This window comes from Bariatricus sp. SGI.161, assembly GCF_050313695.1.
GTDB lineage: Bacteria > Bacillota > Clostridia > Lachnospirales > Lachnospiraceae > JAFBIX01.
Genome location: NZ_JBNPLX010000018.1, coordinates 52,333 through 78,339, shown reverse-complemented (window position 1 = coordinate 78,339; position 26,007 = coordinate 52,333). Strand labels below are relative to the sequence as shown.

Here is a 26,007-nt window from a genome sequence, read left to right as displayed (position 1 = left end):
AAATTGTCATAAACTATTTTTAGTATATCAAATCTTATGCTATAATAAAAGAGCTTGTCAAGAAAAGAAGTGAAAGATGGCAGAAAATGTAAAGGGAGAATTGCGTATGAGTATAGAGAGTCGAAAGGTATCTGAATCCATGGTTCAGACAGTCCATATGGTTAGACCGAATCATTTAAATGCAGCAGGCCGCCTTTTTGGAGGAATATTAATGCAGTGGATTGATGAGATTGCGGGATTGGTGGCAAAGCGTCATGCACACATGAATGTGATTACTGCATCCGTGGATAATCTGAGGTTTTTAAAAGGTGCTTACCAGAAAGATGTCATTGTAATCAAAGGGAAAGTAACTTATGTAGGAAATACTTCCATGGAAGTGAAGGTAGATACTTATGTGGAAGATATTGATGGTGGGAGAACTCCGATTAATCATGCATTTTTTACTATGGTTGCACTGGATGAGAATGATAGACCGGCACCGGTTCCGAAATTGGAATTAGAGACGGAAGCTGATCGCGAGGATTGGGAAAAAGCTAAAAAACGGCGAGAGATAAGATTGATGAGAAAGGAAGAGGGATTTTAGGTAATTGGTTTTAACCAATTACCTAGATCCCTTTTTTCATATAAGAAGTCACCATTTTTAGCATATTTTCAATTTGTTCTTGTTCTTCTTTTGGCTTTCCTTCTTTTAGAACGGATATGATTAGTGAGACTTCATCGGCGGTAAAATGAATTCCTTTTTTGTTTGCATTTGTAATGAGGGCCAGCATAACTGGTGCCAGAGCTTTTCCGCTTTTTCCTTGTGTTTGTCGGGCTGCCGTTTTAATAAGCTCTAATTTAATTGGGTCAATTGTGTTCATTGCTGGATTGTTTATCCATTCATTCATAGTTCGTTTCTCCTTTCTGATTGCCTGAATCAGGTGATTCTGTTTCGCTTTCAAACATTGTGTTGTACATTTGGAACATTTGTTGTTGTTCTGGGGTCAGAATTCCTTTCATCATTTCCATGGGATTGAATTCTTCAGATCTAGAGACTGAATCACCCATTGCCTGTATACTTTGTATCATTTCCAGCATATTCATCATGTGTTCCATCTGTTCCATCATCTCTTTTTCGCTGGGACTCATATAATCTTTGAGCTCTTCCAGTATCTTCGAAGAGGAGTGAGAAGGAAAACCATGAAAATGTTCCAATGTATAACGTAATTCCAGGAATTTGATGTAGCATGCAAGAAACCTTTGGGTGGAAGGTGGCGTGTATGGAATTATCAGTTTTAATGTGTATAAATAAGGTGGTGTAATCAGACTGTCAAAGGGGGTCATGAGTTTTGGAGGCTTGCGTTCCATACATTCCTCTCCTGGAAATAACGTTGTAAATATATATGTTCTGAGAATGGAATTTATGAAATGTGAGAAAACTAAATATGAAAAGATTCATATATTATATTGAAGACATATATCTGATATAGAAGGGAAAACAATGAGTAGGAAATTGATTATTGATGGGAATGCTGTTTATGAGATTGATGAAAAATGTATGTTGAAAAAGCGTCTGGATATTCCGGAGGATGAAATCAAAAAAGAGAATCGTAAAATGAAAGAATGTGAGAAAAAAAGAAAGAGGACGGAGTGATCTCCGCCCTCAGCTGATCTAAGAAGATTAGCATCCACAGTCAAAATCGTCGTTGCATCCGCATCCAAAACCGCCACAGAAGATCAGAAGCAGGATAATCCAGATACAGCTGTCGTTACAGCCACATCCGCATCCACTGCGTCCATTGCCAAAGCCGCCACAGCATACAAGAAGAATAATAATCCAGATACAGCTATTGTTGCCAAAGCCAAATCCACATCCGCAGTCTCCTCTGTTTCTTCCAGAACCTGAATCGCAGCCACATCCACAATTTGTAGCACTTAAATCACTCATATTGAATCCTCCATTTATGATGTTTACAGTACATAATATGCGGTAGATTCCAATGTGTGAAAATGTAAAATCAATATTTTACCAAGCGTTTTACAGAATGCTGAAACTGATAATTTTTCTTTTGTAATTTTAATTTGTCGATTGCAGAGATACTTTCTTTGGCATAATCGTCATATAGTGTTAGTAGATAAGCAATGGTATAATTGCGGTTTTGGAACCAGCGAAAAAACAGCCAGTTCATGATATCAGGATGCCAATATCTTTCCGGAATAGAAGCATTGCGAAGCAGAACAATATATTTTAGTGCCTGCATGGACAATTGAGCCAGTCGGCTGGAGTTGTCCTTTGATTTAAAAAGTGCGTCACTTTCTACAACAATGTCATACAGAGAATTGGCAGCTTTCCAATAAGTGACAAAAGTTGGAGAAGATTCCTCGTCTGTCTCTTCCATATTGTGTAGATCAAAAGTTTGCATAACCTTTTTGCTGCCGGAAATTTCACGGTCATATTCTGCACGTTTTTCGGGATTGGACAGAACATGATATGCTTCTAAGATCTCTTGCATCTGTTCTGTGGTGTCAATCCCTTTTTTTATATTTACATCTGGATGATATTGCTTAGCCAGAGCAGTCTTGGCGGCAGTAATCTCATCTAAGGAAGCTTTCATAGAAACTCCTAATATATCATAATAGTTCTTGTCGTTCATTATATTCTCCCCTTAAAATCCCCTAATCATATACGTGAATATAGAATATATTTATCTTACGACAAATTATGAGAGAAATCAATTTGAATATTGAAAAAGTCTGGCAGGCCATGAGAAAGTATCGGATTGAGAATATAATGAATATTCTGATAAAAAAGGATATTTATATATGTATAAAGTAAAACAACGGATTCATTATTGGTGTCCTGAGATAATAAAAGAACATGTTGCTGGCCAGGGGGTAAGAGTGGCTGTATTAGATACAGGAATGGCTATTCATCCTGATTTTAAAGGAAGAGTTCTGGCATTTGAAGATTGTGTGAATCATAGATTAGAGATCTATGATGACAGTGGTCATGGAACGCATGTGGCAGGAATTCTTGCAGGTGATGGGAGAATGTCAAAAGGATATTATAGCGGGATAGCGCCAGAGGCAGAGCTCATAATTGTAAAAGTATTAGATGAAAAGGGAGAAGGAAGTATCATTCAGATTTTAGAAGGGCTACAATGGATCAGGAAGAACAAAGAGCGATATCAGATCAGGGTTGTCAATCTTTCGGTCGGTGCAAAAATAGATCTTGACGAGACAAAAGCAAAGGAATTAATGGGGGCGGTGGACCGATTGTGGGATATAGGGATTGCTGTGGTCGTATCAGCAGGTAATCATGGCCCTGGAGAAGGAACAATTGCAATTCCGGGAAATAGCAGAAAAGTCATTACAGTCGGTGTGATGAGCGAACCATTTATGAAACGAAATTGTTCGGGAATCGGTCCAACCAAGCAGTGTGTAGTGAAACCGGATCTTGTGGCGCCGGGATATCAAATAGTATCTTGTAATTATGCATACCCGAAAAGAAAAAATGCATATACAAGAAAAAGTGGAACATCAATGGCGACTCCGGTAGTAGCTGGAGCTGCGGCATTATACTTTTCTAAATATCCTGAAGCAGGAAATGTAGAATTGAAATTAAAGCTACATGATACTTGTGAACGACAGCCAAACGGCATAGTACAAGGATGGGGATGCATACGAATTGACCGGATTCTCGGGGAAAATTAGAAAAAAGTGATAAAAACAAAGGTGTCAAGAAAAAACACTTGACACCTATTGCGCTTTGGTGTATGATATCACAGGTGATAAATGTGAATGAGATTCTGGAACAAGCCTTATTATTTGATTTTTATGGAGAATTGCTGACGGATCATCAGAAAGAAATCTATGAGCAATTCGTGCTGGAAGATCTGTCACTTGGAGAGATTGCCAGAGAAGCTGGTATCAGTCGTCAAGGAGTTCATGATCTGATCAGACGTTGTAATCAGACTTTGAAGGGATATGAAGATAAGCTTCATCTGATTGAAAAATTTCTGGCTATCAAAGAAAAGGTAAAAAAGATAGACAATTTGCTGGATGATTATCATGAAGAGAATGCAGAAGAACTGATTGTCAGCATCCGCAGGATATCCGATGAGATTATAGAGGAGTTATAGTATGGCATTTGACAGTTTGACAGAAAAACTTCAAAACGTTTTTAAAAATCTGAGAAGTAAGGGACGTCTCACCGAAGATGATGTAAAAGAAGCTTTAAAGGAGATCAAGCGTGCTTTGCTTGCAGCAGATGTAAACTTCAAAGTAGTTAAAGATTTTATTAAAAGTGTTCAGGAAAGAGCAATCGGCCAGGATGTTATGAATGGTCTGAATCCTGGGCAGATGGTAATCAAGATCGTTAATGAAGAACTGGTCAAGCTGATGGGTTCAGAGACTACTGAGATTCAGCTGCAGCCGGGAAGTGCAATTACCGTCATTATGATGGCTGGTCTTCAGGGAGCAGGTAAGACCACGACTACTGCAAAACTGGCAGGAAAATATAAATTAAAAGGCAAAAAGCCACTGCTTGTAGCCTGTGATGTCTACAGGCCGGCAGCAATCAAGCAGTTACAGGTGAATGGTGAAAAGCAAGGTGTAGAAGTATTCGCCATGGGAGAGAATCATAAACCATCTAATATCGCCAAAGCTGCCATAGAACATGCTCAGAAAAACGGGAATAATATCGTGATTCTGGATACGGCCGGACGACTTCATATAGATGAAGATATGATGGCTGAATTACAGGAAATTAAAGAGACAGTTACCGTTCATCAGACAATTTTGGTTATTGATGCCATGACTGGTCAAGATGCAGTTAATGTGGCGAAAGACTTCAATGAGAAGATTGGTGTAGACGGTGTGATTGTTACGAAGCTGGATGGTGATACACGAGGCGGTGCAGCGTTGTCAGTAAAAGCAGTCACCGGAAAGCCAATTCTATATGTTGGTATGGGAGAAAAACTGTCAGATCTGGAACAGTTCTATCCGGACAGAATGGCTTCACGTATTCTGGGAATGGGAGATGTGCTTACTTTGATCGAGAAAGCGGAAGCAGAGATTGATGAAGAAAAAGCAAAGCAGATGACCCAGAAGCTGAAGAAAAATCAATTTGATTTTGAAGATTATCTGGAAAGTATTAAGCAGATGAAAAGCATGGGAGGTCTTGGAAGCGTCATGAGTATGATGCCTGGACTTGGCGCTCTTGGAGGAAAGGCTGGCAAGATGAAAGGCCTTGATGATGAGCAGACAGCACAGGCAGAAAAAAATATGGCAAGGATGGAAGCAATCATCTATTCTATGACACCGGAAGAAAGAAGAAATCCAGACATTCTGAACCCATCCAGAAAGCATCGGATTGCCAAAGGTGCAGGTGTTGACATCAGTGAAGTTAATCGTATGGTTAAGCAGTTTGGCGAGATGAAAAAGATGATGAAGATGATGGGAAAAGGCGGCAGAAAAGGCAAATTCCGTATGCCGTTCTAAACATGATATATCGCGTATATCGCGTTATATAGATATTAAATAATGAAAAAATTGTGGAGGTGAAATACAATGGCAGTAAAAATCAGATTAAGAAGAATGGGACAGAAAAAGGCTCCTTTCTATAGAATCATCGTAGCTGATTCTAAGTCTCCAAGAGACGGAAGATTCATTGATGAGATTGGTACTTATGATCCAAATTGTGATCCAAGTGCAATTACAGTTGATGAGGAAGCAGCTAAGAAATGGTTAAGTAACGGTGCACAGCCTACAGAAGCTGTAAGCAAGATTTTTAAAGCAGCAGGCATTGAAAAATAATTCTTGCCTTGGAGGTGCGCGTTATGAAAGAATTAGTGGAAGTAATTGCGAAAGCATTAGTTGACGATCCAGACAGTGTTGTTGTGAACGAGAGAGAAGAAAAAAAGACAACGATCCTGGAAGTACATGTGGCAGATTCTGATATGGGAAAGGTCATTGGAAAACAGGGACGTATTGCCAAAGCAATCCGTTCTGTCGTAAAAGCAGCGGCAGCCAAAGAAGACAAGAAGGTCATCGTTGATATTATGGATTAATATGAATGGGGAGAGCCCCTTTCATTCGGGGACAGGCGCGAGAGATTGTTGTCTGTCCCTGTTTATATCTTAAGGAGAATTATATGGAACAATTATTACAGGTAGGGGTAATTACTCAGACACATGGAGTCCGTGGAGAGGTTAAAGTATTTCCGACAACGGATGATGCCGCACGGTTTAAAAAGCTGAAGCATGTGATGTTAGATACAGGGAAAGAAACACTGCCTTTGGAAATTGAGAGTGTAAAGTTTTTTAAACAATTTGTGATCTTAAAATTTAAAGGCTTTGATAATATAAATGATATTGAAAGATATAAAAGATGTCCGCTTTTGGTTGAGCGTGAGAATGCTGTTCCGCTTGAGGAAGGTGAATACTTTATTGCAGATATGATTGGCATGAAAGTAATCACCGACGAAGGGGAGAATTTTGGAATCCTTAAGGATGTTATGGAAACAGGAGCTAATGATGTGTATATGATTGAACATCCTTCAGAAGGAGAAGTTCTGGTCCCGGCAATCAAGGAGTGCATTCTTGATGTGGACATAGAAAATAGACAGATGAAGATTCATGTGATGAATGGTCTGATTTAGAAGGAGAAAATGGATGCAGTTTTATATTATGACATTATTTCCAGAAATGGTAATGCAAGGACTGGATACCAGCATCATTGGTCGGGCAATGAATAAAGGATTGCTTTCGATAGAAGCTGTTAATATCCGAGATTATGCTTTCAATAAACATAATAGTGTCGATGATTATCCTTATGGTGGTGGAGCCGGGATGTTGATGCAGGCGGAGCCGGTATACCAGTGTTATCAGGCTGTAGAAGAGAAGATTGGGAAAAAGCCAAGAGTCATCTATCTCTCACCACAAGGGAAGACCTTTAACCAGAATATGGCAGAGGAATTTGCAAATGAAGAAGAGCTGGTCTTTCTCTGTGGACATTATGAAGGAATCGACGAGCGTGTGTTAGAGGAAATTGTGACGGATTACGTGTCCATTGGTGATTATGTGCTGACAGGAGGAGAACTTCCGGCTATGATCATGGTAGATGCAATTTCCAGACTTGTGCCAGGAGTGCTTCATAATGATGTATCCGCAGAGTTTGAAAGTTTTCAGGACAATCTGTTAGAATATCCCCAATATTCCCGCCCAGAAGTGTGGCATGATAAAAGAGTACCGGAAGTCTTGATGTCCGGACATCATGCGAACATTGAAAAATGGAGAAGGGAGCAATCCGTTATTCGAACTGCGAAGAATAGACCGGATCTGTTGGAAAAAGCTGAATTGACGGAAGCAGAACGCAGATTGGCGGATTCTCTGATGATTGAAATGGAAAGAATCAGATTAGAGTAAATAAAAGCAAAAAACCCTTGCGAAATAGGTATAAATATGATATTATATAGCATGTTGTGAAGAAAAAAGATGGTCCTCTGGTACAATGAAGTATTAAGAACATCCAAGTAAATAAGGAGGTCACACATAATGAACGATATTATTAAGAACATTGAAGCAGAGCAGTTAAAAGATTCTGTTTCTGAATTCCACGTTGGAGATACTGTAAAAGTATATGGAAAAATCAAAGAAGGAAACCGTGAAAGAATTCAGGTTTTCGAAGGAACTGTCCTGAAGAAACAGGGTGGCGGAGCAAGAGCAACATTCACAGTTAGAAAGAATTCTAACGGAATCGGTGTTGAGAAGACATGGCCACTGCATTCACCAAATGTTGAAAAAGTTGAAGTAGTAAGAAGAGGTAAAGTAAGAAGAGCTAAACTTTACTACTTAAGAGATCGCGTTGGTAAGAAAGCAAAAGTAAGAGAATTAGTAAAATAAGAAACAGTGAGAAGAGGACAAGTACATATTGTATATTGTCCTTTTTGTGTTATAAGGGGAAACTATGAAGCGTAGACGAAAAAAACTTGGATTTGGACGGGTAAGGAAGAGAACAAAGCCGGTCAGAAAATCAAGAAAAAAGAAGTTTCGTATGAATCTGCATCAGTTGTCTATTGTTGGGAAATGGATTTTTAAAATTGCAGTAGTATGTCTTCTGGCGTTTGTAGCGGTGTGGTATTTTGGACAGCAGGTAAGTACAGTTGGAGATTCTATGAATCCAGTGTTGAGTAATGGAGATGTTGTATTGGTCAATCGGATAGTATATAATGCTACAACTCCAAAACGAGGAGATATCATTGTATTTAAACCGAAAGGAAATGAAAATGCCCACTACTATATTAAAAGAATTATTGGTCTTCCGGGCGAAACAGTTGAAATCATGGAGAACCATATTTATATTGATGGTGAAAAACTGGAAGAAGATTATGAAACTACCGATATTGATGATGTAGGAATTATCAATGAGAAGATACAGCTTGACGGAGATGAGTATTTTGTGCTGGGAGATAATCGCAAGAGCAGTGAAGACAGCCGGAATGCAGATATCGGTAATGTAAAACGGGAGTATATATACGGGAAGGCATGGTTTGTCCTGTCACCTAAGAAAGATTTTGGATTTATCAGATAGAGGAGAAAAAGTATGCATTTTCAGTGGTATCCTGGTCATATGACGAAAGCAAAACGTATGATGCAGGAGAATATAAAATTAATTGATCTGGTCATTGAACTAGTGGATGCGAGATTACCAGTCAGTAGTCGAAATCCAGATATTGATGAACTGGGAAAGAATAAAGCGAGATTGATTCTTTTAAATAAAGCTGATCTTGCGGAAGAAAAATGGAATGATGCATGGGCAGAATATTTTCGAAAAAAGGGGTTTTCTGTAGTGAAAGTCAACTCCAAAAAAGGCGGTGGAATGAAGTCTATCCATGGCGTGATTCAGGAAGCGTGTAAGGAGAAGATTGAAAGAGATCGAAAGAGAGGGATTCTAAACCGACCTGTTCGTGCAATGGTGGTTGGAATTCCAAATGTAGGGAAATCGACCTTTATCAATTCTCTGGCAGGAAAAGCATGTGCTAAGACTGGAAATAAACCAGGCGTTACAAAAGGGAAACAGTGGATACGGCTGAATAAACAGGTAGAACTTTTAGATACACCGGGAATTCTGTGGCCAAAGTTTGAAGACCAAAGTGTTGGTTTAAAACTGGCATTTATCGGATCTATTAAGGATGAAATCTTGAATACAGAGGAACTGGCGGCAGAGTTGATCGGATTCTTGAATGAATATTATCCGGGAATACTGGAAGAAAAGTATCATGTCGATTCGGCTGCAGATGTATATGTTATGCTTGGACAGATTGCAGAGAGCAGACATTGTCTGATAAGAGGAAATGAGTTAGATACTGAAAAGGCGGCAGTTTTGCTGCTGGATGATTTCCGAAATGGGAGGCTGGGGAGACTGACACTAGAATATCCGCAGGAAGTGTGATAGAATCTACTAGTGAACCAGAAAGGGGATTATAATATGGCAAGGGATAAAAGAAATGAAGAGAAAGAAAGAGGCATTATCCGAGAATTGCTAGGATGGCTTCTGTACATATTGATTATTATTGGACTTACATACGTGATCATTACGTTTGTAGGGCAGAGGACCAGAGTAAGCGGCTCGTCCATGGAGACGACCTTAAGTGACGGTGATAATCTGATCGTGGATAAACTGACGTATCGTTTTAGAGAACCAAAACGCTATGATATTATCGTATTTCCATACCAATATGAGGAAAATACATATTATATCAAACGTATTATCGGGCTTCCAGGGGAGACGGTCCAGGTAATTGATGGATACGTTTATATTGATGGAAACCTTCTGGACAGTGATATCTATGGCGCAGAGGCGATGAATTCACCCGGAATTGCAGCAGAACCAATTACACTGGGAGACGATGAGTATTTTGTATTGGGAGATAACCGTAATCACAGCTCTGACAGCAGAGATCCTAGCGTTGGGGTGTTGAAACGTAAGAATCTGATAGGAAGAGCATGGGTTCGGATCTATCCGTTTGATGAAATGGGAGTTATTAAGCATGAATAAACGAGAAGAGGATAGACTCCGCAAGCAGCAGGAAAAATTAGAGAAGGAACTGGCGCGCATAGAGAGTATGAGTGTATACGAAAGAGAGTATAGTCAGTGCCAGTATATCTGCGGAATTGATGAGGTAGGAAGAGGCCCCCTTGCAGGCCCGGTTGTGGCAGGAGCTGTAATTTTGCCGAAAAATGAGACTATTTTATATTTAAACGATTCGAAAAAGTTGTCGGAGAAAAAGAGAGAAGCTTTGTATGATGAGATTATGGAAAAAGCGGTCGCAACAGGAATTGGAATTGTTAGTCCGGCACGAATTGATGAGATTAATATTCTTCAGGCGACATATGAGGCTATGCGAATCGCTGTTTCCAATCTGAAGGTACATCCGGATATTTTGCTGAATGATGCTGTTACGATACCAGAGGTAGATATTTTGCAAGTTCCGATTATCAAAGGGGATGCAAAAAGTATATCTATTGCTGCGGCCAGTATTATCGCAAAAGTAACAAGAGATCGCATGATGGTAGAATATGATAAAGTGATACCAGGGTATGATTTTGCCAGTAATAAAGGTTATGGAACAAAAGCGCATATTGCTGGTCTGAAGGAGTTGGGACCTTCCCCAATTCATAGAACAACATTTATTAAGAACTTCGTGTAATAAATCGGAGGTATATGAAAAAGAACAGACGGGAAATCGGTACAGAATATGAGAAAAAAGCAGGAGCATATTTAGAAGGGCAGGGATATGAAGTTCTGGAGTATAATTATCGCTGCCGCATGGGAGAGATTGATATCATTGCCATAGATGGAGAATATCTGGTGTTCTGTGAGGTGAAATATCGCTCAGACTCTGGAAGTGGGCACCCGGCGGAAGCTGTTGACTACAGAAAACAACGAGTGATTTCTAAATGTGCATTGTACTATATTATGCGGCATGGATTGCAGGATATAAGCTGCCGCTTTGATGTGGTGAGCATTGAAGGTAATGTAATTACACTGTATAAAAATGCTTTCGATTATATGGGAGAATAGGAGAATCAAGAGATGAGTCTGGGATTAAAATATAAGAATCATGAACACATTTTTGATGAAAAAGAGGTTAATGGTGTGCCATTCCTTACTTATCCACTGCTTGAGCATACTGGTGTTGTAACGCATGGTTTTTCAACCAGGCTTGGAGGTGTCAGTACTGGATATTGCTCAACGATGAATATCAGCACAACCAGAGGTGATGATCCGAAGGCGATTGAAGAGAATAAGAGGAGACTTGCAACGGCAATTGGAGTTGATGCAGATAGCTTTGCTTATACGAATCAGACGCATACGACGAATGTTGCAGTAGTGGAACCAAAGGACAGAGACAGACGTTTTTTGGAAACGGACGGATTGGTGACGAACGTACCGGGAATCTGTCTGGTAACGTTTTACGCAGATTGTGTTCCATTGTATTTTGTGGATCCTGTGAAGAAAGCGATTGGATTGAGTCATTCCGGATGGAGAGGTACTGTTCATAAGATGGGAAAAGTTACGGTAGAGACGATGAGAGATGCTTATGGAACGAGGCCGGAAGATGTAATTGCAGCAATTGGTCCATCAATTTGTCAGGATTGTTACGAAGTGAGCGAAGAAGTTATTGAGCAGTTTCGGAATAATTTTGAGAAAAGTTTGTGGTCAGAATTATTCTATCAAAAAGAAAATGGAAAATATCAGTTGAATCTTTGGAAAGCAAACCAGGTTGTATTGATGGAGGCAGGAATTAAGAAAGAACATATAGCAGTGACGAATGTCTGTACACATTGTAATCCAGATATCTTTTTTTCTCATAGAACAACTGGGGAAAAAAGAGGAAACTTAAGTGCACTGCTGGCTTTGAAAGCATAACAGGAGGAAAAGATGGCAACAGAGACAACGAATGAGGTGGCAGAAGTTACACAAGATACGGTAGAAGAGATGAATCAGTTTGTCCAGTATATACAGGACAGTGTTCCTTCGATGATTGGCTTCGGAATCAGAGTTTTGATGGCGTTGGTGGCTTTTTTCATTGGCAGAATGATTATCAAATGGATTCGAAAGATTGTACGCAGATCTTTGGAAAGATCCAATGCCGATAAAGGTGTCGAACAGTTTGTAGATTCTGTTTTAAAATTTGGTCTTTATTTCTTGCTGATATTTAGTCTGGTATCGGAATTGGGAGTTGATACGACTTCAGTGGCAGCGGTGGTCGCTTCTGGTGGTGTGGCAATTGGTCTTGCATTGCAGGGCAGTTTGTCTAATTTTGCTGGCGGTGTTCTTATACTGATTTTGAAACCATTCCAAGTTGGTGATTATATTATTGAAGACACCAATAAAAATGAAGGGACAGTGAAAGAGATTCAGATCTTCTATACAAAGCTTAGTACGATAGATAATAAAACCATTGTCATTCCAAATGGTATGTTGACGAATAGTAGTCTTACCAATGCAACGGCAAAGGACGAAAGAAGACTTGATCTTAAAGTATCCATTTCTTATGAAGCAGATCTGAAGCAGGCAAAATCATTGATTGAAGATATTCTGCGAAACGATGAAAGTGTCGAGAAGGATGAAGAAATACTTGTATTTGTGGATGAATTGGCAGAAAGTGCGGTAGTTCTCGGTGCCAGAGCATGGGTGAAGAGTGAAGTGTACTGGGAGACCAGATGGCGTGTGCTAGAGAATATTAAGTTGACGATGGATGCTCAGGGTATCGAGATACCATATCCAAAGCTGTCTGTGCATATGGCGAAAAATAATTGACAAATTTTAAACGGACGAGTAATATAATAGTAAGCAAAGGTGCCTGAAAAATCAGGTGCCTTTTGTTATTATTACGGACAAGGATGTTCTTCTTACGGTTAATCCTCTGTAAGGAGAACATTTTTTCGTTTAGGAAGGTGAGAAATATGGAATATCTAGTGGATCATGTCGAAGGAATTAACAAATTACTGGCACGTTATGGGGTCAAGTTTGGAATTTACAAAAATCAGACATTTCATGAACAGCTTTTTCCTTTCGATGCGATACCGAGAATTATTACGAAAAATGATTTCGCATTGTTGGAAAAAGGACTTATTCAGAGAGTAGATGCACTGAATCTGTTTTTGAAAGATGTGTATGGAGAAAAGAAGATAATTAAGGATGGAGTGATTCCAGAAGAATTCGTGTTTTCATCTTCCGGATACCTTCCGGAATGTGAAGGTGCCTGCCCTCCGAAGAATATATACAGCCATATTTCAGGAATTGATCTGGTACAGGGAAAGGATGGAAGCTGGTATATATTAGAAGATAATCTCAGAATACCTTCAGGTGCGTCATATCCTCTGATTGCGCGTGAATTGGAACGAAGAGTAGCACCGGAGACTTTCCGGACGAATCCGATTATTGACAATCGTAATTATGCAAAGATGCTGACGGATACGATGGAATATGTTAATACAGGCGGCATCAGGGTCATAATGACACCTGGAAGATACAATGCCGCATATTTTGAACATTCTTATCTTGCAGAACGAACAGGAAGTGTGCTGGCAATGTGCAGTGATTTGTTCGTAGAAAAAAATCAATTATATTACAGGGATTTCCGTGGTGGAAAACAGAAAGTAGGCGTCATTTATCGACGGATTTCAGATGAATATCTGGATCCAATGACGTTCAATCCGGAATCATTGATTGGTGTTCCAAATATCATGGATGTATATCGCTCGGGAAATGTAGCGATTGTAAATGCACCTGGTAATGGAATTGCGGATGATAAAGGTATCTATTATTTTGTACCGAAGATGATCCGGTATTATCTGGATCAAAAACCGATTCTTAAGAATGCGCCGACATATCTTCCGTTTTATGAAGAGGACCGTAAATATGTCCTGGAGAATCTGGACAAGCTGGTTATCAAAGATGTAGCCGAAGCTGGAGGCTACGGAGTTATCTTTGGAAATGAACTGACAAAAGAAAAGCTGGAAGATATGAAAGCGTTAGTTCAGAAAGAAGCCCGAAGGTTTATAGCACAAGAAGTGATTGATTTTCAGGATCTTCACATTATAGAGGGAGACGAACGGGTTCCAAGGAAAGCAGATCTAAGAGCTTTTGTATTATCTGGCGAGAAAACACAAGTTTGGCCGAGTGGGCTAACCAGATTTTCCAGGAATCCGGATTCGTTCGTAGTAAATTCATCACAGGGAGGAGGATTTAAAGACACATGGGTATTATCTCAATAGAAAAACTGGATCATTTGTATTGGTTAGGAAGGTACACAGAACGTGTATATACGACACTGAGAAAATTTTTTCGGGTTTTTGATGATATGATAGAGGCACCGGAAGGAAGCTATACATATTACTGTGAAAGATTGAATATTCCTGATATCTATACATCAAATCAGCAGTTTGCTGAATCTTATCTTTATGGAAAAGATAATCCGGATTCTTTGTATTCGAATATGAACAGGGCTTTTGACAATGCAATTGTTCTTCGGGATGAACTGAGCAGTAATGTGCTCAGTTATATGCAGATGGCACTGGACGTATTTGAAAAAGAGCAGCGTGAGATGGCGCCGCTTCTGGAATTACAGTCAGTGCTTGATGATCTTCTGGCATTCTGGGGATGCGTAGACGATTATGTGGAAGATGAAGAGTGCCGCAATATTATGAAATGCGGAAAATATGTAGAAAGGTTAGATTTATATATTCGTTTGGAGTATCACACAAAAGATATCGAGAAAGAATTCAGTAAACTTACGAATCGTCTGCATAAAACACCGATGTATTATGATGCGGCAACATTAGAAAAAATAGCAGGTATGATTCATGATAAATTATCTTGTCCAGAAAAAATGGCAGGAAGAGATCAGGAACTTCTCGATTGTCTGGGAAATATTATTGAGGTGAGATAACATGAAGTCATTACAGTTCACATACAGGATGGAGTTAAGATTCGATCAGCCTGTATGTGATCATTACTTTGCTTTGCGTTGTGTGCCGACGTCAAATGATGTACAGAAGATACAGATTACAAGTAGATATGTAAGTCCAACAGATAGCCTGGATGAAGTCATTGATGGATTTGGCAATCATAAATATGTGGGTCATTGTGCGAATAACCATATGCGGTTTGCATATGAAGTGGAGGGGACGGCTGTTGTGTCTGGAATGCAGGTGCAACGTTGTCCGCTTCATCCAATGTATAGATTTCCTTCCAGGTTTACAGAGCCTTCTGAGGAATTAAAAAAATATGGGAATTCTTTGAAAATCACATCGAAAGATCATCTGAAAGCCGCTGTGCAGATTATGGATGCAATCTATCAGGATTTTTCTTATGTTACTGGAAGTACCAATATTCATACGACAGCGGGTGAAGCATGGAAAGGGCGAAAAGGAGTCTGTCAGGACTATGCACATATTATGATTGCGTTGTGCCGTATGAAGGGGATTCCTGCCAGATATGTAAATGGACTTATGATCGGAGAAGGCTATACCCATGCCTGGGTGGAAATCTATACAGGTGAAGGATGGTATGGACTGGATCCGACGAATCATCTGCATGTAGATGATTATTATATAAAATTGGCCCATGGAAGAGATTATGGGGATTGTGTACTAGATAAGGGATTGTTTCGTGGACAGGCCTGCCAGTCACAGAAAATCTATGTAAATGTGGAGGAAATATAGATGGTCGAGACAGTAGTGTCTATGGGACTTCCGGTAGATGAACGTCTGGAAATAAAAAAGAATCGTCTGATGCCTGAAGAGACATCCGATAATATGAAAAGAATTGGGATCGTAACAGGAACGCATGGAGATGAATTGGAAGGTCAATTCGTGTGTTATGAGTTAAATCAAAGGATTCAGAAACACCCAGAATACCTGCATGGAATTGTAGATATATATCCGGCATTTAATCCCTTGGGAATTGATTCGATTACCCGGGGAATTCCCATGTTTGACCTGGATATGAACAGGATATTTCCTGGAAGCGAAGAAGGACCAATGATGGAAACAATGGTAAGTCGTCTGATGTCTGATCTAAAGGGGGCAGATATGTGCATCGATATTCATGCCAGCAATATTTATCTGGAAGAAATGCCGCAGGTAAGAATTAATGAAGAAACAGCAGATCAACTTGTACCATATGCGAGACTGCTAAATGTAGATTTTGTGTGGATACATGCGGCAGCAACGGTATTGGAGTCCACTTTGGCATATAGTTTGAATATGATCGACGTACCGACTCTGGTTGTTGAGATGGGTGTTGGTATGCGAATAACAAAAGATTATGGATATCAATTGGTGGATGGAATTTTAAATCTTATGAAAGAAATGGGAATCTGGAGCGGTCCGGTTGAATCTGTCAGAGAACCGCTGATATCTTCAGACCGGGCAATCGGATTTGTAAATGCAGATCATCCAGGTATCTATCTTCCTGATGCTAGAATTTTTGATGAAGTAATGAGAGGAGATGTGTTGGGAAGAATTGTAGATCCACTGACAGGAAGTGTGCTGGAGGAGGTTAAAGCACCAATTACAGGAAAAGTATTTACCCGGAGAGAATATCCGATTGTATACAGTGGTTCTCTTTTGAATCGGATCCTTGGAGGTGCGGAAGAATGAAAACAGAAGTCATCTATACATTGGACTCTCCATATAGGGAGAAACTGAAAGTTACGGGATATCGTTTTGGCAGCGGAAGAAAATCTGTCTGTATTGTTGGAGCGATTCGAGGAAATGAGGTACAGCAATTATATGTGTGTTCTCAATTGGTGAAAAAATTGAAAGAGCTGGAGATGCATGGTGCGATTGTATCGGATAATGAGATCATGGTAATTCTTTCTGTGAATCATCATGCCATGAATATTGGGAAACGATTCTGGGCAGTGGATAATACAGATATTAACCGTATGTTCCCAGGATATGATAAAGGTGAGACAACACAGCGAATTGCGGCGGGGGTGTTTGAATGCGTAAAAGAATACAGCTATGGAATCCAGTTCGCCAGTTTTTATCTTCCGGGAGATTTTGTACCTCATGTTCGCATGATGGAGACCGGATATCAGAATACGAGTTTGGCAACTTTGTTTGGGCTTCCGTATGTAGTGGTAAGAAAACCAAAACCTATTGATACAACGACATTGAACTATAACTGGCAAGTATGGGAGACCAGTGCTTTTTCAGTCTATACCAGTGAGACTGATGTCGTAGATGAGGAATCTGCACGTCAGGCTGTATCAGCAGTTCTGCGTTTTTTGACAAGGATGGGAATTCTAAGATATAACAGTCATAATGGCTATATTGCCAGCATCATTAAAGAAGAGGAACTAACGATTGTTAAAACTAATGCATCTGGAATCTACCGTCGTCTGAAATCGCCGGGAGAAGAGGTTCATATGGGAGATGTATTAGGAGAGATCTTAGATCCATATGAAGGGGAAGAAATATGTAAAGTGTTAGCACCGACTGACGGTATCATTTTCTTCGCGCACAAAAAACCTCTGGTCACTGAAAGTGAGATTGTATATAAGTTGATTCGAAGATTACATGAGTAAAATATAGTAACAATATAGAAAAAAGTTCTTGCAAATATTTTGAAATTCGCTATAATAATACTTGTGACTGCTGATCGTAGCAGCAGAACGCTGGAATAGCTCAGTCGGTAGAGCACTTCACTCGTAATGAAGGGGTCGTCGGTTCAAGTCCGATTTCCAGCTTAAAATAAAACTACAGCTCTTAGATTAGAGTTGTAGTTTTTCTTTTTTTTAACATAAATTTGATAGTTGTAACATAGGATTTGCATTATAATAGTATTAGGAAACAGGATAGAGACTGGAGGAATGTAAGATTAAAAAGGAAGTAAAACAAGAGATAGAGCAGATTGCTGCAGATATGGAAAAAGAAAAGTATGAACTGCGCTATCAATATGTAGTGGGAATATTAAAAGCAAAAATCAATATAATAAATGAACAATTGTCACGTGAGTATGGCAGAGAGATTATCTGGGATGTCAGCAGCAGATTGAAAAAACCTGACAGTATTCACGCAAAATTGCTCCGAAAAGATTATGAACGGAATTTTGCAGCAGCAAAGAAAAAGTTGAATGATCTGATTGGGATTCGTATCGTGTGTCTATTTCTTGATGATGTTTATAAGGTTGCAGAAATGCTTCAAAAACAGAGTGATGTAGAAGTCATTAAGATTAAGGACTACATCGAAAAGCCGAAGAAGAATGGCTATATGAGTCTTCATATGATTGTTGAGATTCCGATTTATCTCGGGGAACAGTCTGAGATAAAAAGAGCGGAGATTCAGATCCGTACGTCGGCTATGGACTTCTGGTCTGTATTGGATTATCAGTTGATTTATAAGAAGAATGTGTCTGGAGCAGAGGAAGTGGCGAAGGAATTAAAAGGGTATTCCGAAGAGATCGCTGCATTGGATAAGAAGATGATGAAGCTGCGCAATAAAATAGATAAGATATAAGAAATATGTATCAGGAGGTGCGATGTGTTGCATCTCCTGTGTTGCATTATTGGAGAACTCTTTTAATAATGTCTTGTGCACCATGTCTCCAGAATGCTGATCAGCGAATAGAGAAGCATTGCCATGATACATAGAAGAACGATGCTCATCAGGAGCCAATCCATTTTAAATACTTGACTAGAGTAGATAATCAGATATCCAAGACCATCTCTTGCTGCCAGAAATTCTCCAATAATAACACCCACCAGGCAAAGTCCGATATTTACTTTCATATTGCTGATGATCGCAGGTATTGAACTTGGAATGACAACTTTCGTTAGTGCCTGAAAACGGCTGCCCTGCAAAGTGTAGATTAATTTGATCTTTCCTGGATCTACGGTTGTAAAACTGGTATATAGACTTAAGATACTTCCAAAGATCGCCACTGACATACCTGCAACAATAATTGTCGTTTTTGTTGCGCCCAGCCATACAATGAGTAAAGGGGCCAGAGCTGATTTTGGGAGACTGTTCAGTACCACCAGATAAGGATCTAAAATTTCAGAAAGCTTACAACTAAACCATAGAGCAACTGCCACCAAGACTCCGATGGCAGTAACTAAGAGGAAGCTTATGATGGTTTCATACAGTGTGATTCCTATGTGAAGAAAAATACTTTTATCAAGCACCATATTCCAGAAGCACAGAGCAATTTTGGACGGGCTGCTGAAAATAAATGAATCAATGATTCCTATATTTGCCGTAAATTCCCAGATAAAGAGGAAACTTAGAAGAATCAAGATTCTGGAAATTCGTACAATACGCTGATGTTTTCGGTGATTTAAAAGGTATTGCTGTTGACCTTGAGATAGATCACTCATCTGTATTCAACTCCTTCCAGATTAGATTGAAATATGTTTTAAATTCTGGGGCATTACGTCTGTTTAACGGAGTGTCGGTATCCAGAGTAAAAATTAACGGTATGGTCTGTTTTATTGTTGCTGGTCGTCCGGATAGGATGATGACACGATCTGCCAATGAGATTGCTTCTGACAAATCATGGGTGACAAGAAGTGCAGATTTTCTTTCGTGGCGGATAATCTGACCAATGTCATCACCAACATTAAGGCGTGTCTGGTAATCCAGAGCAGAAAAAGGTTCATCCAGAAGTAAGATATCAGGTTCTAGCACCAAGGTACGTATTAATGCAGCTCTTTGACGCATTCCACCGGATAACTCCGAAGGACGGGAATTCTCAAATTGTTTCAGACCATACATATTGAGTAATTCATGAGCCTTTTCTTTTGTTCGGGCTGTCAGCATATGCTGTACCTCCAGACCAAGAATTACATTGTTATAGATGGTCCTCCATTCAAAAAGTTCATCATGCTGTAACATATAGCCAACATTTGTAGTACTTTCCCGCAGATATTTTCCATTAATTTTTATCAGACCTTTTTCTGGTGTCAGCAGACCGGCAATCAGGGAGAGAAGTGTAGATTTGCCACAGCCGGAAGGTCCTACTATGGATACGAATTCTCCTTTGTTTAGTGAAAAGGATATATCCGTAAGAGCGGGAGTCTCTCCTTCAAGGGTGTGGTAAGCATAGTGGATATGTTTTAATTCTAATACTTGTTCCATAGGAACCTCCTTGGATGACTATATATTATTTTATGTAAATATTGGAAATTCGTGACGGATTGACCTTGTCAGAACCGATGGAAAAAGCTATAATGCAAAAGTATAATACCACGGTCTACTATAAGGAGAAAGGATTCCTATGAATTATCAGAAAGAACTGGAAAAAACAATTCAGCGTCTGGAGAGAGAAGAGAAGGTACCGCGCTTGTTATTGCATAGCTGTTGTGCTCCATGCAGCAGTTATGTGTTGGAATATTTGAGTGATTTTTTCGAAATTACAGTATTTTATTACAATCCTAATATTTTCCCAGAGAGTGAATATACAAAACGGATTCTGGAGCAGCAGACGCTGATTGAGAAGATGAGGACCAGATATCCGGTTTCTTTCATAGCGGGGCAATACGATAAAGAGCGTTTTTATCAGATGGCTGAGGGAATGGAACATATGAAAGAAGGCGGAGTACGCTGTATGAAATGCTATGAATTGAGATTGAGAGAGACAGCTGAGATTGCCAGTCAAGGAGCTTTTGATTATTTTACAACGACTTTGAGTATTAGTCCGATGAAGAACGCAGAACGGTTAAATGAGATTGGAATGAGACTTGCAGAAGAATACGGCGTTTCTTATCTGCAGTCTGATTTTAAAAAGAGAAATGGATATAAACGTTCAATTGAATTATCAAAAGTATATGGTCTTTATAGACAGAATTATTGTGGATGTGAGTTTTCTATTCGGGAAGAAAACCGTTGAGTATAATAGTGGCAATTCATTTATGAAAATACAAAAAAGTACGAAATCATTTGATTTTATGCAAAAATATGATAAAATCGTTTACAGTATATTTTTACGAAAGGAAGAGAAATCCATATGGCACAGTTATGGGGTGGACGTTTTACAAAAGAAACGGATCAGTTAGTATATAATTTTAATGCTTCGATTTCATTTGATAAGAGATTCTATGCGCAGGATATCAAGGGCAGTATTGCGCACGTCATGATGCTTGCAAAGCAGGGGATTCTAACAGATAATGAGAAAGAGCAGATCATCGCAGGCCTGGAAGGAATCTTAAGTGATGTAGAGAATGGAAAGCTTGATATCTCGGAGAAATATGAGGATATTCATAGTTTTGTTGAAGCAACATTGATCGATCGGATCGGGGAACCGGGTAAGAAGCTGCATACCGGAAGAAGCCGGAATGATCAGGTGGCTTTAGATATGAAACTTTATACAAGAGATGAGGTTCATCTCCTGGACAGTCTGGTGAAAGAATTGTTACATGCAATTCTTGCAATTATGGAAGAAAATACAGATACATATATGCCGGGATTTACACATCTTCAGAAAGCACAGCCGATTACACTGGCGCATCATATGGGTGCTTATTTTGAAATGTTCAAAAGAGACCATGAACGGCTGAGAGATATCTATAAGCGTATGAATACGTGTCCGTTGGGCTCGGGAGCGCTGGCTGGAACGACATATCCGCTGGATCGTGAATATACTGCAAGTCTGTTAGGATTTGACGGACCGACGCTCAATAGTATGGACGGCGTTTCTGACAGAGATTATTTATTGGAATTATTATCCGCATTATCTATTATTATGATGCATTTAAGTAGATTCTCGGAAGAAGTGATTATCTGGAATTCCAACGAATATAAATTTGTTGAGATTGATGATGCATACAGCACCGGAAGCAGTATCATGCCACAGAAAAAAAATCCGGATATTGCGGAGCTTGTCCGTGGTAAGACCGGCAGAGTATACGGAGCTCTGAATGCGTTACTTACAACGATGAAGGGGATCCCACTTGCATACAACAAAGATATGCAGGAGGATAAGGAGTGGGCTTTTGATGCAATTGATACCGCTAAGGGATGTCTGACTCTGTTCACGGGAATGCTTCGGACGATGCAGTTTAACAAGGATCGAATGAAAGACAGTGCAAGGCATGGGTTTACCAATGCAACGGACGCTGCTGATTATCTGGTGAATCATGGGGTTGCGTTTAGAGACGCGCATGGGATCGTAGGGCAGCTGGTATTATTGTGCCTGGAGAAAAAGATTGCGTTAGACGAGCTTTCGCTGGAAGAATATAAAAAGATATCTCCGGTATTTGAGGAAGATATCTATGATGCGATTAGTCTGGAAACTTGTGTAAATAAACGAATTACTATTGGTGCACCAGGTAAGAGTGCAATGGATGAAGTGATTGATGTATATAAGAAATATATGGATGAATACTAAGAGAAGGAGAGAGTGAAGATGGAAAAGAAACTAAGAGTAGGTATTTTAGGAGCAACAGGAATGGTTGGACAGCGTTTTATTTCATTGCTTGAAGATCATCCTTGGTTTGAAGTTGTAACAGTGGCTGCCAGTCCACGTTCTGCAGGAAAGACTTATGAAGAGGCTGTAGGAGGACGCTGGAAAATGGATACTCCGATGCCGGAGGCTGTTAAAAATCTAATTGTATTAAATGTGAATGAAGTAGAGAAGGTTGCTGAAACAGTAGACTTTGTGTTCAGTGCAGTAGATATGACAAAAGATGAAATTCGTGCGATTGAAGAAGCGTATGCAAAGACTGAGACACCAGTCGTATCAAATAACAGTGCACATCGCTGGACACCGGATGTACCAATGGTAATTCCAGAGATCAATATTGAGCATTTTGGTCTGATCGAGACACAGAAAAAACGCCTTGGAACAACACGCGGATTCATTGCGGTAAAACCAAATTGTTCTATCCAAAGCTATACTCCTTGTCTGGCAGCATGGAAAGAATTTGGACCAAAAGAAGTTGTTGCAACCACTTATCAGGCAATCTCTGGTGCAGGTAAGACATTTAAGGACTGGCCGGAAATGGTAGAGAATATCATTCCATATATCGGTGGAGAGGAAGAAAAGAGTGAGCAGGAACCACTCCGTGTACTTGGAACATTAGAAGACGGTCAGATTACATTGGCAAAAGAACCAAAGATTACTTGTCAGTGTCTGCGTGTACCGGTATTAAATGGACATACAGCAGCTGTATTCATTAACTTTGAAAAGAAACCTACCAAAGAGCAGTTAATCGAAAAATTAGAGAGCTTCAAAGGATTCCCACAGGAAGCAGAGCTTCCAAGTGCTCCAAAGCAGTTCATCCAGTATCTGGAAGAGGATAATCGTCCACAGGTAAAGATGGATGTAGATTATGAAAATGGTATGGGTGTGTCTATCGGACGTCTGAGAGAAGACAGCATCTATGATTATAAGTTTGTCGGACTTTCTCACAATACCGTACGCGGTGCAGCAGGCGGAGCAGTGCTGTGCGCAGAATCCCTGACAGCCAAAGGATACATTCAGGCGAAGTAGGAATTTAGATTAGTTAGTTGGTAATTGGGTGTGTACGGCGCAAGGGAGCTGGATAGGCTGGTCTGTTTCCGGTATCCTTCGCTGAGAATCCATAACAGAAAAAAGAGTTGCAATTTCGTGACCGGACTGATTCACCGAGAAATTTGGATAATTTCTCGATTCAGCAGTCCTTTCGAATTTGGCTGGATGTCAAATTCTCACACGGAATTGCAACTCTTTTTTATGTAACGGATTCTATCGCTTGGCTAGACGGAAACAGACCATCCCATCCATCCTCTCGCCGTACACACCCAATTACCAACTAACTAATCTAAATTCCCATTTCATTCTTCCTTTTGTGATGGTGAAGTGTTAAAATAAAAAAAGATGTTATAGTGAAAAATGCGAGGTATGCAGATATGGACAAAGAGATATACAATTATACGCAAAACAGAGAATTATCCTGGCTTCGGTTTGATCAGAGAGTCCTGGAGGAAGCACAGGATCCAACGGTTCCGCTTTTGGAAAGAATGAAATTTGTTGCAATATTTACCAGTAATTTGGATGAATTTTTTATGATTCGTGTCGGAAGTTTATTTGATATGGCACAGACAGATGCGAATAATAAGGACAGCCGTACTGGTATGACGCCTAAAGAACAATTGGAAAAGATTTATGAGACAGTTGCACCTCTTTATAAAGAACGGGATAAGACATATGCGGAGATTAAGAAGCAATTGTCGCCGTATGGAATTTGTGGTCTGGATTTTAAAGAATTAGAACAGTCTGAGAAGAAATATGTGAAAAAGTATTTTAAAGAGCAAGTTCTGCCGATTTTGTCTCCGCAGATTGTGGATGCGAATCATCCGTTCCCACATTTGTTAAATAAAGCCATCTATGTTACGGCAAATTTAAAGCATAAGGAATCAGAAAAAGGGAAGACGACTCTTGGAATCGTTCCGGTTCCACAGTTCGTATCAGATATTTTGGTTTTGCCTGGGCATGATATCCGTTATATTCGCATGGAAAAGGTAATCATGGAATATTTGAATCTTGTCTTTGAACAGTATGAGGTGTCGGATGCCAATTATATTTGTGTTACAAGAAATGCAGATGTATCACCGGATGATGAGGCGCTGGAGGTTAATGATGATTTCAGGCTGCTGATGAAAGAGACTCTTCATAAACGCCGCAAAATGGCGGTTGTACGATTAGAAATCGCCGAGAAACTGACTGGGGATATGGAGAAGTATTTCTGCGAAAAATTTAACATTACACCGGCACAGATCTTTCGTACCAAGATGCCAATGAAATTGGATTATATTTTTTCGATTGCAGGAAATCTTCCAGAGTCTATGAAACGGTCTTTGACATACACGCCATTTTCTCCGCAGAATTCAGCTCATGTGCAGGATGGAAGTGTGATGAAGCAGGTAAAGAAAAGGGATATCCTTTTGTTTTATCCTTATGAGAGCATGAATCCTTTCTTGAAATTGATTAAAGAAGCTTCCGTGGATCCAAATGTTTTGACGATTAAGATTACAATTTATCGTCTGGCCAAGAAAGCTCGTCTGGTAGAATATCTGTGTGCAGCGGCAGAAAATGGAAAAGAAGTCACTGTATTGATTGAATTGCGGGCGAGATTTGATGAGCAGAATAATATTGATTGGTCGGAGCGTCTGGAAGAAGCAGGATGTCGGGTCATCTATGGATTTGAGGGATATAAGGTACATTCTAAGATCTGTCTTATTACTTACCGGAACCGTAATGAGATACAGTATATTACACAGATTGGAACTGGTAATTATAACGAGAAAACTGCGACTATGTATACAGATCTGTCTTTGATGACTGCAAATCAGGCAATAGGAAGAGATGCTGCTGAATTTTTCAAGAATATGTCCATAGGTAATCTAAATGGAAACTATGATTATCTGATCGTGTCACCTACAAGTCTGAAGCAGAAAATATTATATTTGATGGATGAGCAGATTAAAAAAGGAAACAATGGACGAATTATTATGAAGATGAATTCTCTTACGGATGTAGATTTTATCCGTAAGGTTTCTGAAGCGTCAAAGGCTGGTGTGAAAGTCGACTTGATTGTCAGAGGAATATGCTGTATACTTCCAGGAGTACCAGGCTATACAGATAATCTGAGAGTAATGAGCGTGGTGGGAAGATTTTTGGAACATCCGCGTATTTTTAGTTTTGGTACGGGGGCAAATCAAAAGATATATATTGGTTCGGCAGATATGATGACGAGAAATACGGAGAAGCGAGTAGAAGTCGCCTGCCCTGTATTGGATGATAATATAAAAAGCCAGATCAACCATTATCTGAAAGTGATGCTTGGTGATAATATCAAGGCCAGAGTCTTACAGAGCAACGGAGCTTTTGTAAAGAAGAAAGCATCAGAGCCAATGATTGATTCACAGGCTGTCTTTATGGAAGAGGCAATCCATGCCAAGAAGGAGACGCCAGAGCAGGAAAATGGACTGGGCAGATGGTTGAAAGGGCTCTTGAAAAGATAAGGAG

33 protein-coding genes and 1 tRNA gene are annotated in these 26,007 nt (G+C 39.7%); 28 read left to right on the top strand and 6 right to left on the bottom strand.

Features of this window, described 5'->3' with window-relative positions; genetic code table 11:
• Window positions 1-106 precede the first annotated feature (106 nt).
• Window positions 107-583 carry an acyl-CoA thioesterase gene (locus tag ACQRBH_RS11565; protein WP_235233471.1) on the top strand — a complete coding sequence of 159 codons (477 nt, stop codon included), beginning with the start codon at window positions 107-109 and terminating at the stop codon, window positions 581-583.
• A 22-nt stretch (window positions 584-605) separates the two neighbouring features.
• Here the strand turns inward: ACQRBH_RS11565 and ACQRBH_RS11560 are convergent, their stop codons facing one another.
• Window positions 606-887, bottom strand: coding sequence for a hypothetical protein (locus ACQRBH_RS11560; protein WP_235233473.1), 282 nt, complete (start codon window positions 885-887; stop codon window positions 606-608).
• Window positions 880-1,347 (bottom strand): hypothetical protein, encoded by a 468-nt coding sequence (locus tag ACQRBH_RS11555; protein ID WP_427761805.1) that lies wholly within the window; start codon window positions 1,345-1,347, stop codon window positions 880-882. Before ACQRBH_RS11555 ends, ACQRBH_RS11560 begins: the two co-directional genes overlap by 8 nt.
• Window positions 1,348-1,480: 133 nt before the next feature.
• Here ACQRBH_RS11555 and ACQRBH_RS11550 point away from each other — a divergent pair, with 133 nt between their 5' ends.
• Window positions 1,481-1,633: a hypothetical protein gene (locus ACQRBH_RS11550; protein WP_235233477.1), complete on the top strand. Its 153-nt coding sequence runs from the start codon at window positions 1,481-1,483 to the stop codon at window positions 1,631-1,633.
• A gap of 27 nt (window positions 1,634-1,660) precedes the next feature.
• Here the strand turns inward: ACQRBH_RS11550 and ACQRBH_RS11545 are convergent, their stop codons facing one another.
• Both ACQRBH_RS11545 and ACQRBH_RS11540 read right to left on the bottom strand, forming a co-directional pair.
• Complete coding sequence (locus tag ACQRBH_RS11545; protein WP_235233478.1) at window positions 1,661-1,927, bottom strand: chorion class high-cysteine HCB protein 13; 267 nt, start codon at window positions 1,925-1,927, stop codon at window positions 1,661-1,663.
• Between the two features lie 70 nt (window positions 1,928-1,997).
• Window positions 1,998-2,633 (bottom strand): DnaJ domain-containing protein, encoded by a 636-nt coding sequence (locus ACQRBH_RS11540; RefSeq protein WP_427761804.1) that lies wholly within the window; start codon window positions 2,631-2,633, stop codon window positions 1,998-2,000.
• A gap of 169 nt (window positions 2,634-2,802) precedes the next feature.
• Between ACQRBH_RS11540 and ACQRBH_RS11535 the strand changes: the two genes are divergently transcribed.
• The 22 genes from ACQRBH_RS11535 to ACQRBH_RS11430 all read left to right on the top strand — a co-directional run bounded on the left by ACQRBH_RS11535 (window position 2,803) and on the right by ACQRBH_RS11430 (window position 18,518).
• On the top strand, window positions 2,803-3,693 hold the full coding sequence (locus tag ACQRBH_RS11535) for a S8 family peptidase (protein WP_347376419.1): 891 nt from the start codon (window positions 2,803-2,805) through the stop codon (window positions 3,691-3,693).
• A gap of 62 nt (window positions 3,694-3,755) precedes the next feature.
• Window positions 3,756-4,121: a YlxM family DNA-binding protein gene (ylxM, locus tag ACQRBH_RS11530; protein WP_235233529.1), complete on the top strand. Its 366-nt coding sequence runs from the start codon at window positions 3,756-3,758 to the stop codon at window positions 4,119-4,121.
• Between the two features lies 1 nt (window position 4,122).
• Window positions 4,123-5,481 (top strand): signal recognition particle protein, encoded by a 1,359-nt coding sequence (ffh, locus tag ACQRBH_RS11525; RefSeq protein ID WP_235233484.1) that lies wholly within the window; start codon window positions 4,123-4,125, stop codon window positions 5,479-5,481.
• Between the two features lie 69 nt (window positions 5,482-5,550).
• A complete protein-coding gene (gene rpsP / locus ACQRBH_RS11520) occupies window positions 5,551-5,796 on the top strand; it encodes a 30S ribosomal protein S16 (RefSeq protein ID WP_235233486.1) in 246 nt (81 codons plus the stop codon).
• 23 nt (window positions 5,797-5,819) lie between these two features.
• A complete protein-coding gene (locus ACQRBH_RS11515) occupies window positions 5,820-6,050 on the top strand; it encodes a KH domain-containing protein (protein ID WP_235233488.1) in 231 nt (76 codons plus the stop codon).
• A gap of 83 nt (window positions 6,051-6,133) precedes the next feature.
• Window positions 6,134-6,640 carry a ribosome maturation factor RimM gene (gene rimM, locus ACQRBH_RS11510; RefSeq protein ID WP_427761802.1) on the top strand — a complete coding sequence of 169 codons (507 nt, stop codon included), beginning with the start codon at window positions 6,134-6,136 and terminating at the stop codon, window positions 6,638-6,640.
• Between the two features lie 13 nt (window positions 6,641-6,653).
• Window positions 6,654-7,406 carry a tRNA (guanosine(37)-N1)-methyltransferase TrmD gene (trmD, locus tag ACQRBH_RS11505; RefSeq protein WP_235233492.1) on the top strand — a complete coding sequence of 251 codons (753 nt, stop codon included), beginning with the start codon at window positions 6,654-6,656 and terminating at the stop codon, window positions 7,404-7,406.
• 129 nt (window positions 7,407-7,535) lie between these two features.
• The gene (rplS, locus tag ACQRBH_RS11500) at window positions 7,536-7,883 is read left to right on the top strand and encodes a 50S ribosomal protein L19 (protein ID WP_235233494.1); all 348 of its coding nucleotides are present in this window, start codon (window positions 7,536-7,538) and stop codon (window positions 7,881-7,883) included.
• A 64-nt stretch (window positions 7,884-7,947) separates the two neighbouring features.
• Entirely contained in the window at window positions 7,948-8,571 is a 624-nt protein-coding gene (lepB, locus tag ACQRBH_RS11495; RefSeq protein ID WP_427743974.1) for a signal peptidase I, read from the top strand.
• A 12-nt stretch (window positions 8,572-8,583) separates the two neighbouring features.
• Entirely contained in the window at window positions 8,584-9,432 is an 849-nt protein-coding gene (ylqF, locus tag ACQRBH_RS11490; RefSeq protein WP_347376417.1) for a ribosome biogenesis GTPase YlqF, read from the top strand.
• Between the two features lie 36 nt (window positions 9,433-9,468).
• On the top strand, window positions 9,469-10,038 hold the full coding sequence (lepB, locus tag ACQRBH_RS11485) for a signal peptidase I (RefSeq protein WP_235233497.1): 570 nt from the start codon (window positions 9,469-9,471) through the stop codon (window positions 10,036-10,038).
• The gene (locus ACQRBH_RS11480; RefSeq protein WP_235233499.1) at window positions 10,031-10,690 is read left to right on the top strand and encodes a ribonuclease HII; all 660 of its coding nucleotides are present in this window, start codon (window positions 10,031-10,033) and stop codon (window positions 10,688-10,690) included. Before lepB (ACQRBH_RS11485) ends, ACQRBH_RS11480 begins: the two co-directional genes overlap by 8 nt.
• Before the next feature lie 14 nt (window positions 10,691-10,704).
• On the top strand, window positions 10,705-11,064 hold the full coding sequence (locus ACQRBH_RS11475) for a YraN family protein (RefSeq protein ID WP_347376414.1): 360 nt from the start codon (window positions 10,705-10,707) through the stop codon (window positions 11,062-11,064).
• A gap of 12 nt (window positions 11,065-11,076) precedes the next feature.
• Window positions 11,077-11,913, top strand: coding sequence for a peptidoglycan editing factor PgeF (gene pgeF, locus ACQRBH_RS11470; protein ID WP_427761799.1), 837 nt, complete (start codon window positions 11,077-11,079; stop codon window positions 11,911-11,913).
• A 12-nt stretch (window positions 11,914-11,925) separates the two neighbouring features.
• On the top strand, window positions 11,926-12,807 hold the full coding sequence (locus tag ACQRBH_RS11465; RefSeq protein WP_427743983.1) for a mechanosensitive ion channel family protein: 882 nt from the start codon (window positions 11,926-11,928) through the stop codon (window positions 12,805-12,807).
• 146 nt (window positions 12,808-12,953) lie between these two features.
• A complete protein-coding gene (locus ACQRBH_RS11460) occupies window positions 12,954-14,267 on the top strand; it encodes a circularly permuted type 2 ATP-grasp protein (protein ID WP_427761797.1) in 1,314 nt (437 codons plus the stop codon).
• Window positions 14,249-14,941: an alpha-E domain-containing protein gene (locus ACQRBH_RS11455; protein ID WP_347376412.1), complete on the top strand. Its 693-nt coding sequence runs from the start codon at window positions 14,249-14,251 to the stop codon at window positions 14,939-14,941. Before ACQRBH_RS11460 ends, ACQRBH_RS11455 begins: the two co-directional genes overlap by 19 nt.
• Before the next feature lies 1 nt (window position 14,942).
• Window positions 14,943-15,716: a transglutaminase-like domain-containing protein gene (locus ACQRBH_RS11450; RefSeq protein ID WP_427761795.1), complete on the top strand. Its 774-nt coding sequence runs from the start codon at window positions 14,943-14,945 to the stop codon at window positions 15,714-15,716.
• A complete protein-coding gene (locus ACQRBH_RS11445) occupies window positions 15,717-16,655 on the top strand; it encodes a M14 family metallopeptidase (RefSeq protein WP_427761794.1) in 939 nt (312 codons plus the stop codon).
• Window positions 16,652-17,587, top strand: a complete 936-nt coding sequence (locus ACQRBH_RS11440) for a M14 family metallopeptidase (protein ID WP_427761792.1) — start codon at window positions 16,652-16,654, stop codon at window positions 17,585-17,587. The genes ACQRBH_RS11445 and ACQRBH_RS11440 overlap by 4 nt, the downstream gene beginning before the upstream one ends.
• A gap of 89 nt (window positions 17,588-17,676) precedes the next feature.
• Window positions 17,677-17,749: transfer RNA gene (locus ACQRBH_RS11435), tRNA-Thr, on the top strand.
• Between the two features lie 175 nt (window positions 17,750-17,924).
• On the top strand, window positions 17,925-18,518 hold the full coding sequence (locus ACQRBH_RS11430; RefSeq protein ID WP_427743990.1) for a GTP pyrophosphokinase: 594 nt from the start codon (window positions 17,925-17,927) through the stop codon (window positions 18,516-18,518).
• 62 nt (window positions 18,519-18,580) lie between these two features.
• Here ACQRBH_RS11430 and ACQRBH_RS11425 read toward each other — a convergent pair whose 3' ends face one another.
• A complete protein-coding gene (locus ACQRBH_RS11425; RefSeq protein WP_427743991.1) occupies window positions 18,581-19,378 on the bottom strand; it encodes an ABC transporter permease in 798 nt (265 codons plus the stop codon).
• Complete coding sequence (locus tag ACQRBH_RS11420; protein ID WP_347376407.1) at window positions 19,371-20,138, bottom strand: ABC transporter ATP-binding protein; 768 nt, start codon at window positions 20,136-20,138, stop codon at window positions 19,371-19,373. The genes ACQRBH_RS11425 and ACQRBH_RS11420 overlap by 8 nt, the downstream gene beginning before the upstream one ends.
• Window positions 20,139-20,277: 139 nt before the next feature.
• Here ACQRBH_RS11420 and ACQRBH_RS11415 point away from each other — a divergent pair, with 139 nt between their 5' ends.
• The 4 genes from ACQRBH_RS11415 to ppk1 all read left to right on the top strand — a co-directional run bounded on the left by ACQRBH_RS11415 (window position 20,278) and on the right by ppk1 (window position 26,003).
• Window positions 20,278-20,889 carry an epoxyqueuosine reductase QueH gene (locus tag ACQRBH_RS11415; RefSeq protein ID WP_235233516.1) on the top strand — a complete coding sequence of 204 codons (612 nt, stop codon included), beginning with the start codon at window positions 20,278-20,280 and terminating at the stop codon, window positions 20,887-20,889.
• Window positions 20,890-21,006: 117 nt separating this feature from the next.
• Window positions 21,007-22,386 carry an argininosuccinate lyase gene (gene argH / locus ACQRBH_RS11410; protein WP_427743992.1) on the top strand — a complete coding sequence of 460 codons (1,380 nt, stop codon included), beginning with the start codon at window positions 21,007-21,009 and terminating at the stop codon, window positions 22,384-22,386.
• Window positions 22,387-22,404: 18 nt separating this feature from the next.
• Window positions 22,405-23,490: an aspartate-semialdehyde dehydrogenase gene (asd, locus tag ACQRBH_RS11405; RefSeq protein ID WP_427761790.1), complete on the top strand. Its 1,086-nt coding sequence runs from the start codon at window positions 22,405-22,407 to the stop codon at window positions 23,488-23,490.
• Between the two features lie 398 nt (window positions 23,491-23,888).
• On the top strand, window positions 23,889-26,003 hold the full coding sequence (gene ppk1 / locus ACQRBH_RS11400) for a polyphosphate kinase 1 (RefSeq protein ID WP_427761788.1): 2,115 nt from the start codon (window positions 23,889-23,891) through the stop codon (window positions 26,001-26,003).
• Window positions 26,004-26,007 lie beyond the last annotated feature (4 nt).

Excerpts from the sequence above, each read along its gene's own strand:
- ACQRBH_RS11565 (WP_235233471.1), top strand. The coding sequence starts at position 107 with ATGAGTATAGAGAGTCGAAAGGTATCTGAATCCATGGTTCAGACAGTC.
- ACQRBH_RS11560 (WP_235233473.1), bottom strand. The coding sequence starts at position 887 with ATGAATGAATGGATAAACAATCCAGCAATGAACACAATTGACCCAATT.
- ACQRBH_RS11555 (WP_427761805.1), bottom strand. The coding sequence starts at position 1,347 with ATGGAACGCAAGCCTCCAAAACTCATGACCCCCTTTGACAGTCTGATT.
- ACQRBH_RS11550 (WP_235233477.1), top strand. The coding sequence starts at position 1,481 with ATGAGTAGGAAATTGATTATTGATGGGAATGCTGTTTATGAGATTGAT.
- ACQRBH_RS11545 (WP_235233478.1), bottom strand. The coding sequence starts at position 1,927 with ATGAGTGATTTAAGTGCTACAAATTGTGGATGTGGCTGCGATTCAGGT.
- ACQRBH_RS11540 (WP_427761804.1), bottom strand. The coding sequence starts at position 2,633 with ATGAACGACAAGAACTATTATGATATATTAGGAGTTTCTATGAAAGCT.
- ACQRBH_RS11535 (WP_347376419.1), top strand. The coding sequence starts at position 2,803 with ATGTATAAAGTAAAACAACGGATTCATTATTGGTGTCCTGAGATAATA.
- ylxM (WP_235233529.1), top strand. The coding sequence starts at position 3,756 with ATGATATCACAGGTGATAAATGTGAATGAGATTCTGGAACAAGCCTTA.
- ffh (WP_235233484.1), top strand. The coding sequence starts at position 4,123 with ATGGCATTTGACAGTTTGACAGAAAAACTTCAAAACGTTTTTAAAAAT.
- rpsP (WP_235233486.1), top strand. The coding sequence starts at position 5,551 with ATGGCAGTAAAAATCAGATTAAGAAGAATGGGACAGAAAAAGGCTCCT.
- ACQRBH_RS11515 (WP_235233488.1), top strand. The coding sequence starts at position 5,820 with ATGAAAGAATTAGTGGAAGTAATTGCGAAAGCATTAGTTGACGATCCA.
- rimM (WP_427761802.1), top strand. The coding sequence starts at position 6,134 with ATGGAACAATTATTACAGGTAGGGGTAATTACTCAGACACATGGAGTC.
- trmD (WP_235233492.1), top strand. The coding sequence starts at position 6,654 with ATGCAGTTTTATATTATGACATTATTTCCAGAAATGGTAATGCAAGGA.
- rplS (WP_235233494.1), top strand. The coding sequence starts at position 7,536 with ATGAACGATATTATTAAGAACATTGAAGCAGAGCAGTTAAAAGATTCT.
- lepB (WP_427743974.1), top strand. The coding sequence starts at position 7,948 with ATGAAGCGTAGACGAAAAAAACTTGGATTTGGACGGGTAAGGAAGAGA.
- ylqF (WP_347376417.1), top strand. The coding sequence starts at position 8,584 with ATGCATTTTCAGTGGTATCCTGGTCATATGACGAAAGCAAAACGTATG.
- lepB (WP_235233497.1), top strand. The coding sequence starts at position 9,469 with ATGGCAAGGGATAAAAGAAATGAAGAGAAAGAAAGAGGCATTATCCGA.
- ACQRBH_RS11480 (WP_235233499.1), top strand. The coding sequence starts at position 10,031 with ATGAATAAACGAGAAGAGGATAGACTCCGCAAGCAGCAGGAAAAATTA.
- ACQRBH_RS11475 (WP_347376414.1), top strand. The coding sequence starts at position 10,705 with ATGAAAAAGAACAGACGGGAAATCGGTACAGAATATGAGAAAAAAGCA.
- pgeF (WP_427761799.1), top strand. The coding sequence starts at position 11,077 with ATGAGTCTGGGATTAAAATATAAGAATCATGAACACATTTTTGATGAA.
- ACQRBH_RS11465 (WP_427743983.1), top strand. The coding sequence starts at position 11,926 with ATGGCAACAGAGACAACGAATGAGGTGGCAGAAGTTACACAAGATACG.
- ACQRBH_RS11460 (WP_427761797.1), top strand. The coding sequence starts at position 12,954 with ATGGAATATCTAGTGGATCATGTCGAAGGAATTAACAAATTACTGGCA.
- ACQRBH_RS11455 (WP_347376412.1), top strand. The coding sequence starts at position 14,249 with ATGGGTATTATCTCAATAGAAAAACTGGATCATTTGTATTGGTTAGGA.
- ACQRBH_RS11450 (WP_427761795.1), top strand. The coding sequence starts at position 14,943 with ATGAAGTCATTACAGTTCACATACAGGATGGAGTTAAGATTCGATCAG.
- ACQRBH_RS11445 (WP_427761794.1), top strand. The coding sequence starts at position 15,717 with ATGGTCGAGACAGTAGTGTCTATGGGACTTCCGGTAGATGAACGTCTG.
- ACQRBH_RS11440 (WP_427761792.1), top strand. The coding sequence starts at position 16,652 with ATGAAAACAGAAGTCATCTATACATTGGACTCTCCATATAGGGAGAAA.
- ACQRBH_RS11430 (WP_427743990.1), top strand. The coding sequence starts at position 17,925 with ATGGAAAAAGAAAAGTATGAACTGCGCTATCAATATGTAGTGGGAATA.
- ACQRBH_RS11425 (WP_427743991.1), bottom strand. The coding sequence starts at position 19,378 with ATGAGTGATCTATCTCAAGGTCAACAGCAATACCTTTTAAATCACCGA.
- ACQRBH_RS11420 (WP_347376407.1), bottom strand. The coding sequence starts at position 20,138 with ATGGAACAAGTATTAGAATTAAAACATATCCACTATGCTTACCACACC.
- ACQRBH_RS11415 (WP_235233516.1), top strand. The coding sequence starts at position 20,278 with ATGAATTATCAGAAAGAACTGGAAAAAACAATTCAGCGTCTGGAGAGA.
- argH (WP_427743992.1), top strand. The coding sequence starts at position 21,007 with ATGGCACAGTTATGGGGTGGACGTTTTACAAAAGAAACGGATCAGTTA.
- asd (WP_427761790.1), top strand. The coding sequence starts at position 22,405 with ATGGAAAAGAAACTAAGAGTAGGTATTTTAGGAGCAACAGGAATGGTT.
- ppk1 (WP_427761788.1), top strand. The coding sequence starts at position 23,889 with ATGGACAAAGAGATATACAATTATACGCAAAACAGAGAATTATCCTGG.